Origin of the sequence: Pseudescherichia vulneris (assembly GCF_902164725.1) — a bacterium.
Taxonomy (GTDB): Bacteria; Pseudomonadota; Gammaproteobacteria; order Enterobacterales; family Enterobacteriaceae; genus Pseudescherichia; species Pseudescherichia vulneris.
Window position 1 is genome coordinate 823,740 of record NZ_LR607338.1, and the last position, 11,632, is coordinate 835,371.

The 11,632-nt window shown below is 60.9% G+C and carries 7 protein-coding genes; all 7 read left to right on the forward strand.

What is annotated here, in order from left to right:
* The first annotated feature begins 316 nt into the window (after positions 1 to 316).
* Genes bcsO through FN633_RS03375 form a run of 7 tightly spaced genes read left to right on the forward strand, consistent with a single transcriptional unit; the run spans position 317 to position 11,567 of the window.
* Positions 317 to 853 carry a cellulose biosynthesis protein BcsO gene (bcsO, locus tag FN633_RS03345; protein ID WP_154056730.1) on the forward strand — a complete coding sequence of 179 codons (537 nt, stop codon included), beginning with the start codon at positions 317 to 319 and terminating at the stop codon, positions 851 to 853.
* Positions 844 to 1,647, forward strand: coding sequence for a cellulose biosynthesis protein BcsQ (gene bcsQ / locus FN633_RS03350; protein ID WP_144817934.1), 804 nt, complete (start codon positions 844 to 846; stop codon positions 1,645 to 1,647). The genes bcsO and bcsQ overlap by 10 nt, the downstream gene beginning before the upstream one ends.
* 18 nt (positions 1,648 to 1,665) lie before the next feature.
* Positions 1,666 to 3,774 carry a UDP-forming cellulose synthase catalytic subunit gene (gene bcsA, locus FN633_RS03355; RefSeq protein WP_154056731.1) on the forward strand — a complete coding sequence of 703 codons (2,109 nt, stop codon included), beginning with the start codon at positions 1,666 to 1,668 and terminating at the stop codon, positions 3,772 to 3,774.
* Positions 3,771 to 6,062, forward strand: coding sequence for a cellulose biosynthesis cyclic di-GMP-binding regulatory protein BcsB (bcsB, locus tag FN633_RS03360; protein ID WP_154056732.1), 2,292 nt, complete (start codon positions 3,771 to 3,773; stop codon positions 6,060 to 6,062). The genes bcsA and bcsB overlap by 4 nt, the downstream gene beginning before the upstream one ends.
* Positions 6,063 to 6,076: 14 nt before the next feature.
* Complete coding sequence (locus FN633_RS03365) at positions 6,077 to 10,057, forward strand: cellulose biosynthesis protein BcsC (protein ID WP_154056733.1); 3,981 nt, start codon at positions 6,077 to 6,079, stop codon at positions 10,055 to 10,057.
* A complete protein-coding gene (bcsD, locus tag FN633_RS03370) occupies positions 10,054 to 10,539 on the forward strand; it encodes a cellulose biosynthesis protein BcsD (RefSeq protein ID WP_243731528.1) in 486 nt (161 codons plus the stop codon). Before FN633_RS03365 ends, bcsD begins: the two co-directional genes overlap by 4 nt.
* Before the next feature lie 20 nt (positions 10,540 to 10,559).
* Positions 10,560 to 11,567, forward strand: coding sequence for a family 8 glycosyl hydrolase (locus FN633_RS03375; protein ID WP_154056735.1), 1,008 nt, complete (start codon positions 10,560 to 10,562; stop codon positions 11,565 to 11,567).
* The last annotated feature ends 65 nt before the right edge of the window (positions 11,568 to 11,632 follow it).

Here is an 11,632-nt window from a genome sequence, read left to right on the forward strand (position 1 = left end):
GGCTCCTTCTCAAAGTCTAATTTGCTTTAAATTAGCATTATATTCCAGTTGTTTACCGACTTTTCACTATTTAAAGCTTTGCTGTTTTTTACGGCAAAAACAGATAGCATGTGTCCCGCGGATCCTTATATTACTGCTGTAAATAGGCCGAAAGTCGTAGAGCCGTCATATAACGACGTAATAATTAAACATGCGGAAGACGGCTAACGGCTCCCGTATCAACACTTAATAAAATTCGAGACCCTTACCGATGAATAGCCACGTTGGTTAACACGGTGATGGGCCTTTTTTTTATTTGTAAATCATGAGTATAGAAATGAATAATTATGATGATTTGCAGAGGTTTAAAGACAAGACTCACACACAGCAACACGATTTTAAAGACTTCTCGTCGCAAAACCTCGCGCATGACTACGGCAACTGGGCCATTATCAACCAGCTCTCTCCCGCGACCGAAGAGTCCGCGCTGGCGATGGGCGGCCACGTCTCGCTGCCCGTTCCGCAGTCCGTTGATGCGGATACCTTTGCTCTGAAAGAGCAGCCGTTTGCTGCGCCCGCGGCGCTCGCCCCGGCTCCGCTGCCTAACGCCGCGCCACCGATCTTTCAGAGCGTTGCCGCCCAACTGGCTACGCCGCCCGCTGCCCCGGCACTCGCGCCTGCGGCACCGATCCCAGTAGCCGAACCTGCGCCGATGCCCGCGTCGATCCCGGCTCCCACGCCCGTCGCGTCCGCCGTCGCCGCACCCGTGAATTTCTCCCAGCTCTTTGCGCCTAAAGCCGCCGAGGCGAAGCCCGCCGTTGAAAAAAACCAGCTGTTGAAATCGCTGTTAGAAAGGATCGCTTCATGCCGTTGATCTGTGTCTGTTCCCCAAAGGGTGGGGTGGGAAAAACAACCATGACGGCGAACTTGGCCTACGCGCTGTCGCGTGCGGGCAACAAAGTGCTGGCGATTGATTTTGACGTGCAGAACGCGCTGCGCCTGCACTTCGGCGTCCCGCTCTCTGACGGCCGTGGTTTCGTAGCGAAAGCGGCTGAATCCCCCGACTGGAGCCAGTTTGTGCTCTCGGCGGGCGGCAACATCTTCGTTCTGCCCTACGGCGATGCGACCGAGCCGCAGCGCGAAGCCTTTGAAGCGCGACTGGTACAGGATGAGCACTTTCTGCTGCGCGGTTTAAGCACCCTGCTTAACTACCCTGGGCTGATTATCATTGCCGACTTCCCGCCCGGCCCCTCGCCGGCGCTAAAAGCGCTGTCACGGCTGGCCGATCTGCACCTGGTCTCGCTGCTGGCCGATACCGCCTCGCTCTCCTTGCTGCCGCAGGTGGAAAATAACCGTTTAACCGGCGACGTACTTAATCGCAAGGCGGGCTACTACGTGGTGCTGAACCAGAGCGATAACCGTCGCCAGATCAGCCGGGACGTGACCGCCTTTATGGAGCAGCGGCTGGGCGAGCGCCTGATTGGCGTGGTTCATCGTGATGAGAGCGTGATCGAAGCCAACGCCTCCCAGCAGTCAATTTTCGATTTTAGCCCGGCCTCGGCGGCGGCGTTTGATATCGAGCTGATTGCCAGAAAGGTGACCAATATTCTGGGCGTGAGGGTCGGCGACGGCACCGTTCACAGCCAGCCAAAGATGTCTGGATTCTAATTTTCGCCAGGGCGAACAATGAAAAAGTTCCTGTTTTATCTTTTGATCCTGGCGCTGGCACCTGCCGCCGTGCTGGTGGTCATTACGCCAATGGATAGCCAGAAGCAGTATCTTTTTGGCCTGATCAGCATCGGCATTCTGTTTTTAATGGGCTACAGCAAAAAGCGCAGCATCTCCGTGATCATGGTGGTGATGTCGTTCCTGATGTCGACCCGTTATATCTACTTTCGCGCTACCCAGACCCTGCACTTTAACTCTGAGATAGAGACTATTTTGGGCATCGGCCTGTTCCTCGCCGATCTCTACGTCTGGGTAATGCTGCTGCTTAACTACCTGCAAACCATCTGGCCGCTGAAGCGCGAGATCGTGCCGCTGCCGGAGGATATGAGCCTGTGGCCGACCGTTGACGTCTACGTGCCCACCTATAACGAATCGCTGGACGTGGTGCGCGACACCGTGCTGGCGGCGCAGTGTATCGATTACCCCAAGGATAAAATGAAAATTTATATCCTCGACGACGGCAAGCGCAGCGAGTTTGCCATGTTTGCCGCCGACGTCGGGGTAGGGTACATCACCCGTAACGATAACTCACACGCCAAAGCGGGCAACCTTAACCACGCCATGAAGCTCACCAACGGGGAGCTGATCTGCGTCTTTGACTGCGACCACGTCGCGACGCGTATCTTCCTGCAGGCCACCGTCGGCGGCTTCCTGAAGGATCCCAAGCTGGCCCTGGTGCAGACTCCGCACTTCTTCTACTCGCCGGATCCCTTTGAGCGCAACCTCTCCGTGGGCCGCAATATCCCCAACGAAGGGATGCTGTTCTATGGCCCGATCCAGCGGGGTAACGATAACTGGAACGCCACCTTCTTCTGCGGCTCCTGTGCGGTGATCCGCCGTAGCGCGCTGGAGGAGATTGGCGGCTTTGCGGTCGAGACGGTGACTGAAGATGCCCATACCGCGCTGAAAATGCAGCGCCTGGGCTGGGGCTCGGCGTTTATCGATATTCCGCTGGCCGCCGGGCTTGCCACCGAGCGTCTGGTACTGCACATCATCCAGCGTACCCGCTGGGCGCGCGGCATGACGCAGATCTTCCGCCTCGACAACCCGCTGTTTGGTCGCGGTCTGACCTTCCAGCAGCGCCTGTGCTACCTCAGCGCGATGCTCTACTATCAGTTCGCCATCCCGCGCATTATCTTTTTGACCGCGCCGCTGGCCTACCTGCTGTTTAACCTCAACATCATCTACTCCTCGGCGAGCCTGGTGTTTGCCTACGCGCTGCCGCACCTGTTCCTGTCGATCTACCTCAACTCGCGGCTGAACGGGCGCTACCGCTACAGCTTCTGGGGAGAAATCTACGATCTGGTGCTGGCCTTCCATATCGTGCTGCCCACCATGGTGACCATGCTCTTCCCGAAGCGCGGCAAGTTTAACGTGACCGATAAGGGCGGCCTGCTCAACGTCGGCTACTTTGACTTCAGCGTCGTGCGCCCGCACCTGGTGATCGCCTTCCTGCTGATGATTGCCGTGGTCTGGGGTATCGTCCGCGCCTTTGCCTATGACCACTTTGCCGTCGATCCGAAGGTTATCGCCCTTAACGTTGGCTGGGGCATCTACAGCCTGATCTTCCTGCTGGCGGCGATCGCCGTTGCCCGGGAAACGCGGCAGACGCGGAAAACAATCCGCATCGACGTAAAAATCCCGGCGCTGATCCACTACGCCAGCGGCATCTCGTCCCGCAGCGAGACCGCTGACCTCTCCATGGGCGGTTGCCGCGTTGCCGTCCCGGACGACCGTCATCTGACCGATGAGATCGAGGAGATTGAGCTGCTGCTGCAGTCGGGGGCGATCAGCATTCCGGTGAAAACCATTGCCGCCGACGATGCCTACGTGCGCCTGATGTTTGAAGATATTCCGCTCTCCCGCCGCCGCGAGCTGGTGCGGGTGGTGCTCTCCCGCGCCGATGCGTGGATCCAGCCGCCGCGTCCGCAGGACAACCCGTTCCGCTCGATGCTGACCATTATGCGCTGCGTGTTTGATCTCTTCTGGCTGACGTGGAAGTCACGCCGTGAAAACCGCCGCCAGCGTGCGGTGCTGAAGGCGGCGCAAGAGGAGAGCAGCGTATGAGGCGTTTAACTACGCTGGCGCTGCTGGCCAGCGCGCTGTTTATCACTCCCCTGTATGGGGAAGAGACCACGCCTGCCGATCTGCTGCCGCTGGATCTGCCTCCGCCGGTGGCAAGCCCGACGCCTGCCCCGACGGCGTTCATCCCGTCGGTGGTGAACGATATCTCGCTGGCGCAGATGGGCCAGCCGCAGGGCATCGTTCTCAGCGGCGGCCAGCTGCAGGGCGGGGTGGCGTTTACCCTGCCGGTGAGCCAGGTGATCACCAACGCCCAGCTGGCGCTGAACCTGAAGGTCTCCCCGGCGATGGCCACCCGTAACGCCACGATGCAGCTGATGCTCAACGGCCAGCCGCTGGGCACCGTGCCGCTGGGGGCCGCCGACAGCGACGTCTCCCGCTTCCAGCTTGACGTGCCGGCGGCGCTGCTGGTCTCCAGCAATACCATCAGCTTCAAAATCAACGACGGCGATGCGATGATGTGCCAGCGCGATCTCACGGATAAATATCGCGTGACCATCCTGCCGGACTCGAAGTTTAGTCTTGAAGGCCAACAGCTGGATATCGGCTCCGATCTCAGCCACTTCCCGCGCCCCTTCTTTGACAGCATGCAGATGACGCCTGCTACCATCGCCTTTGCCTTCCCGGCGAAGCTGACGGCGGACACCATCAGCGCGGCGGCATTGATCTCCTCGTGGATGGGCATCCAGGCAGACTATCGTGGCGTCTCGTTCGCCGCCCTCACCGATCGCCTGCCGGAGAAGAACGGCATTCTGGTCGGTCACCCTGGCGAACGCATCGGCGGCCTGACTCTGCCCCTTGGCACCGGGCCGACGCTGAGCATTATTGATAATCCGGCGAACCCCACCTACAAGCTGCTGCTGGTGGTGGGCAACGACGATCGCGCCCTGCGGGCGGCGGCCTGGCGCCTGACGCGGGATAACTTCGCCCTGCAAACCCCGAGCGTCACCGTGGAAGGCGAGTCGATCCCGGTGAGCAAGCCCTACGACGCGCCGCGCTGGATCCCCACGGATCGTCCGGTGAAGCTCTCAGAGCTGATCCGCAAGGATCAAAGCATGACCGTGAACGGGATCTGGCACGATGCGCTGCGGGTCGCCTTCCGTGCCGCACCGGATCTTTTTCTCTGGGATGGCGAAACCATTCCGCTGCGCATCGGCTACCGCTTCCCGTCGGAGAGCTGGATTGATGAAGATCGCTCCTGGCTGAGCATGACCATGAACGACACCTTCCTGCACAATCTGCCGGTTAACAAGCAGGGGGCGCTGGAGACGCTGTGGCACAAAATGGGCGGCGACGCGCGGCAGGAGCAGTTCGACATGCCGCTGGAGCCGTACATGATCTACGGCGACAACCAGCTATCGCTCTACTTCAACATCGTGCCGAAGGAGAGCGCGCCGTGCAGCGTGCTGCTGAACAACAACATCAAGAGCCGGGTGGATGATGACTCGTGGATCGACCTGAGCCACACCCGCCACTTTGCGCTGCTGCCGAACCTCTCCTACTTCGTAGGGGCCTCCTTCCCCTTCACCCGGCTGGCAGACTACTCAGAAACCGTGCTGCTGCTGCCGGAGAAACCCACTGAGACCCAGGTCGGGACGCTGCTCGATATGGCGGCCCGCTCTGGTAACGCCACCGGGGCGGCGCTGAGCCACAACCGCGTGGTGTTGGGCATACCCACTGCGGGATCGAACCTCGAACTGCTGCGGGATCGCGACGTGTTGGCGGTAACCGGGCTGGATCAGCACGACTTCAACCGCGAGCTGCTAAAAAGCTCGCCGTTTGTGGCCCACGACAGCCTGCTTAGCGTCCGCGAACCGACCCAGTGGCAGAGGATCCAGCGCTGGATGACCGGGGACTGGAACGCGGACGGGCTTGAGGCCGATCGCTACTTCTCGTCAAACGAGGCCTGGCGCGGTTTCGTCAGCTTCCGCTCGCCGTGGAGCAGCGGGCGCACGGTGGTGACCGCTATCGGCAGCAGCGACGACCAGCTCTCACGGCTGCACAGCGATCTCACCTCGCCGAAGATTAACGCTGGCATTCGCGGCGACGCGGCCATCATCACCAACGAAAACGGCGTGCGCAGCTTCCGGGTTGGGGCGCAGTACCCGCGCGGCGAGATGCCTATGCACCTGATGGTGATCTGGTATGCCAACCAGCACTCTGGGCTGCTGGCGGTGCTGGGGCTGTGCTTCAGCATCATTGTTGGGCTGGCGCTGTATGCCCTACTGAAAAAACGGGCGCGCAAGCGGCTTGATCCGCAGGATGGAGAGTGAACAGGGTGACAACAATGACCATTAAAACCGCCCGCCGGTTATCTACCCTCTGCCTGTCGGGGGCGCTGACGCTCGGCGCAGTAAACCAGGCCCAGGCCGCGCCAAACGATGCGGCGTTGAAGGCGCTGTTTGACCAGGCTAACTACTGGCATGAGAAGTCACATGACGATCTGGCGAGCGAGTCGCTGAAAAAAGTGCTGATGGTGGATGCCAACAATACCCAGGCGCTCTACCTGATGGCGCTCTGGGCGCAGCAAAACGGCGATTTGCAAACCGCCGCCCAGTGGCGTGCCCGGCTGGCCGCCGTAGCGCCCGCTGACGCCGGGTTACAGGCGCTGGATAATGCCAAACAGCTGGCGCAGGTGCCTCAGGGACAGCTGACGTTAGCCCGCCAGCAGGCGCGCAGCGGCAACGTTCCGGCAGCGCTGGCTACCTGGCGCAGCATGTTTAACGGCGATACGCCGCCGCCAAGCCTGGCCCCGGAGTACTACCTGACCATGGGCAGCGACAAGTCGCTCTACCCGCAGGCGGTAGGGGAGCTTCAGCGTTTTGTTGCCGAGAATCCGCAGGACAACGCGGCGCGGGTCGCGCTGGGTAAAATGCTGACGTGGCGGGAAGAGAGCCGCCGGGACGGGATTGCCCTGCTGGAGCCAATGGCCAGTGGCAGCCACGAGGCGGATGACGGCCTGCGCCAGGCCCTGCTGTGGCTGGGGCCGCAGGCGGGCGACGAACGGTTGTACGATAACTTCCTCCAGCGCCACCCCCAGGACGGCGACGTGCAGGCCTACTACCGGAAAAACGTCGGCGGTGCGGCGAAGGGCGAGGGCTTTACCGCCCTCAACAGCGGCGATACCGGCTCGGCGAAGCGCCAGTTTGAACAGGTGCTGCAAACCAACCCAGAAGATGCCGACGCCCTGGCCGGGCTGGGCTACATCGCCCAGCGCAACGGTGACTATAAGGCCGCCTCGCAATACCTCAGCCGCGCCGCCAGCGGGGGCGGCGACGCTTCGGCGGAGCGCAAAAATCAGGCAGAGGATGCGGCCTTCTACGGCCAGCTCGCCGAGGCGCAGCAGGCGCTCAAAGAGGGCAACGTCAGCCAGGCGCTGGCCCTCTCTGCGCCACTGGCCCAGCAGAGCGGCGAGCGCGGCACGGCGGCGAAGCTGTTCCGTGCCGACGTTCTGCGTCATAACAAAGACTATCCTCAGGCAGAGCAGGCCCTGCGCGCGGTGTTAAACGATCAGCCGCAAAACGCCGCCGCCAGGGAGAACCTCTTCTACGTCCTGCGGGAGCAGAACAAGTCTGACGAGGCCCAGGCGATGCTGCGCACGCTGCCCGCTAGCCTGCAGGCGAAGCTCCAGCCGCGTATCGTCACCGGCCTGCCGGGCGATCCCATCCGCCGTCAGGCCCAGCAGGCCGCCGCTGCGGGTAATACCCAGCAGGCTATCGCTATCCTTCAGCAGGGCGTCAGCCGTCTGCCGGACGATCCGTGGCTGCGTCTCGATCTGGCCCGCCTGCTGCAAAAGAGCGGCAGCGGTGACGAAGCCAGCTCGGTGATGGCACCGGCAGCGCGCCACGGCGCAGGGGCCAGTTCGCTCTACGCGGCAGCGCTTTTCGCCAGCGAGAACGGGGCATGGCAGCAGTCACAAACCCTGCTGTCACGCATTGCTCCCGCCAGCCAGAACGGGCAGATGCGCGATCTGGCCCAGCGGGTGAACTACAACCTGCAGCTGGCTACCGCCGAGCGCTATCTGGCCCAGGGCAATAACGTTGCTGCCGCCAATACTCTGAAAACGCTAACTCATCGGCCACCGGAAAGCCCGGTGGATGCGGGCAAGCTAGCGAAGCTGCTGGCCCAGAGTGGGGATCTCAGCGGCGCGGTGGCGCTGGTGCGGGAAAACCTGCGCCAGGGCGTGCAGGGCAACGCCGGAGACTACGCCGATCAGGTTACGGTTCTGAACAAAGCCGGGTTAGACAACGAGGCGCAGGCCTTTCTTGCCAACCCGGAGCTTCAGGCGCGCAGCACGCCCACGCAGCTGGCGGGGATCCGCAACGGCTACGTGATCAACGAGGCCGACCAGCTGCGCGAGCAGGGCAACTATGCCGCTGCCTATGACAAGCTGATGCGGGCGATGCAGAGCGATCCGCAGAATACCGATCTGATGTTCGCCATGGCCCGCCTCTATCAGACCGGCAAAATGAATAAAGAGGCCGGGGTGGTCTACGACTACCTGATCACCCGGGATACCGACGATCAGGCCGCTCGCGTGGGGGCGATTGACGTGGCGCTGGCAGAGAACAACGTCGAGAAAGCCCAGACGCTTGCCAGCGGTCTGCGCAACGACAGCTCGGCGGATCGCATGCTGCTGCTGGCCCGGCTGGAGGAGGCGAAAGGCAACCACCAGCAGGCGATGACCTACCTGCGCAGCGCCCGAGGTAAGCTTCTCGGGATGGCGTCTACCAACGCTGCCGCAACACCAACCATCGGCGGCGTGCTGCTGGCGGATAACCCATTCGTCGGCAACAGCAAGATGGCGTCGCGCTCAACATACAGCGAGGAAAATACCCTGCCGTGGCAGGTGGCGCAGACCGCGCGCGAGCCCGGGAGCACATTGCCGGGCACGACGCGCACCGATCTGCCGATGGAAACCGTGCAGAGCCGTACCCTGCGTCAGGTCGATGAGATGATGCAGGATCTGCAGCAAAAAACCGGCATGTGGGTGCAGGGCGGGGTAGAGATCCGCGGCCGCGACGGCGAATCCGGTACCAGCAAGCTGACCGAAGCCAAAGCGCCGCTAACGTGGTCCAGCTCACCGTTTGGCGAATCGCGTTTCGAGTTTACCGCCACGCCGATTACCCTCAGTGCGGGCAGCGCCTCGGGAGATGCATGGCGTCGTTACGGCACCAATCCGCTCAATAACGCCATCAGCAACATTACCTCGTCGATTAATAATACCGAGAACGCAACGGACCCCACGGCGGCAAACTTCAGCGATCTGCTGGGCTACAACGGCGAAAATCTCTCTCCAATGACCGATGCCGGGCTGGCGAACCTGGCCAGCCTGTATGACTCTGGCCGCCTGAAGGCCCTTAGCGTGTCGAACTTTAAGTCGAGCCTCGACAATCGCATCAGCTCCTCGACTGAATCGCAAAAGGCCAGCGGCGTTGAGCTGGCGATGGCGCTCAGCGGCGAGCAGTATCGGGTTGATATTGGCACCACGCCGCTCGGGCAGGATCTGAGCACGCTGGTAGGTGGCGTGCAGTGGTCGCCGAAGCTGACCGACTACCTGACGCTTATTTTCAAAGGCGAGCGTCGGGCGGTGACCGACAGCCTGCTCTCCTACGTCGGCATGAAGGATGCCTACTCAGGCAAGACCTGGGGCCGGGTCACGAAAAACGGCGGCAGCGTGCAGCTGGGCTACGACGATGGCGATGCGGGCTTCTATGTTAACGGTGGCGGCTATAGCTACATTGGGGAGAACGTGGCCAGCAATAACAGCATGAACGCCAGCGCCGGAGTTTATTTGCGTCCGTATCACGATGACTTCCGGGCGTTACAGACCGGCCTGAACGTAAGCTGGATGGATTTCTCAAAAAACCTCAGCTACTACACCTATGGCCAGGGGGGCTACTTTAGCCCACAGAACTATGTCAGCGTCTCTCTTCCCGTTGATTTCTCGCAGAAAATCGATAACTGGAAGCTGAACGTCGGCGGCTCGGTCGGCTATCAATCCTACAGCCAGGACAGCAGCGACTACTTCCCTACCAGCGGTGAGGCGCAGGAGCTGCTGAAGGATCTCTATGACCTCGGCTATGCGCGTGACTATCGCTACGGCGGCAGTTCCGAGAGCGGCGTCGGCTATACCGTGCGGGCAGGCGTGGACTACAACGTGAATAAAGATATGACGATAGGCGGCAAGGTCGGCTATGACACGTTCGGCAACTATAACGAAAGCACCGCCGGGCTCTACTTCCGCTATATGTTAGGAGGCAACTGATGACCCAGAATGGTCAACATTCACCGCTGATGAGCTACTTTCAGCAGCAGCAGACGCCAGCGGGCTGGTTCGATCTGCTGACGATTATGATCGACAACATGGTGCGTAACGTCGGCCAGACGGACAGCCAGCCCTTCCTGCGCCAGATGGGCGAAGCGCTGGCCGAGCGTTTTCCCCTGCCTGATTCAGAAACGGTGGGCGAACTGGAGGCGAATATCAACGCCCTGCTGCGCCAGTTCAACTGGGGCTTTATCGATATTGAGGCCAGCGAAAGCGGCATGCTGCTGCGTCAGCAGGGGCTCCCGCTGGGACGCGATGACGATCGGCAGGGCTGGTGCCACGCCTTTTGTGCGATACTTGAGGGCCTTTACGCCCGCTGGCTGCAGGCGCAGGGCGGCGGGGCACACGTCACCGTACAGCGCGAGCGTCTGTTTTCCCATACCGACGTTCAGTTCCGTTACCACAATTCACAGAGAGTTTAGCCACAGTGAGTTTAACCACGATGAATTTAACTAGGGTCAAGCGCGTTGTTGCCGCGACAGTTGTTCTGGTCGGCCTGCTGTCGGCCTCGTTTGCTCAGGCGAGCACCGCCTGGGATACCTACAAATCCCGCTTTCTGATGCCGGACGGGCGTATCGTTGATACCGGCAATAAAAACGTCTCCCATACTGAAGGGCAGGGCTTCGCGATGCTGATGGCGGTAGCCAATGACGATCGCGCCAGCTTCGACAAGATGTGGGCCTGGACAGAGAAGACGTTAAAAAATAAAGAGAACGGACTGTTCTACTGGCGTTATAACCCGGTCGAGCCAGACCCAATCCCCGATAAAAATGACGCTACCGACGGCGACGCGCTGATCGCCTGGGCACTCTTAAAAGCCGATGCGCGCTGGCACGACGGGCGCTACGGCGCTGCCTCTGATGCCATCACCAAAGCGCTGGTCAGCCACACGGTGATCAACTTCGCGGGCTACCGCGTCATGCTGCCGGGCGCTAAGGGGTTCAACCTCAACAGCTACGTGAACCTTAACCCCTCCTACTTTATCTTCCCGGCGTGGCAGGCGTTCGCCGACCGCAGCCACCTGACGGTGTGGCGCGATCTGATCCGTGACGCGAAGACCCTGACGGGTAAGATGGGCTGGGGCGAAGCGAATCTGCCTACCGACTGGGTAGCGCTGGCTGCCGATGGCAAGATGCAGCCTGCCAAAGAGTGGCCGCCGCGCATGAGCTATGACGCGATACGTATTCCGCTCTACATCGCCTGGCAGGATCCAAACAGCGCTCTGCTCACGCCGTGGCGCAGCTGGTGGCAGAAATTCAGCCGCAGCCAGACCCCGGCCTGGGTGAACGTCACCACTAACGAAGCCGCGCCTTATAATATGAACGAAGGGCAGCTGGCGGTGCGGGATCTGACCCTTGGCACGAAAAACGGCGAGCCGCAGATTACGGCCCAGGATGACTATTATTCCGCCAGCCTGAAGATGCTCTCCTGGCTGGCGGAACAGCGGTAGCAGGCAATAAAAAAGCCGGGTGGCGGGCTAACGCTTACCCGGCCTACAGATAATATCTATTATTT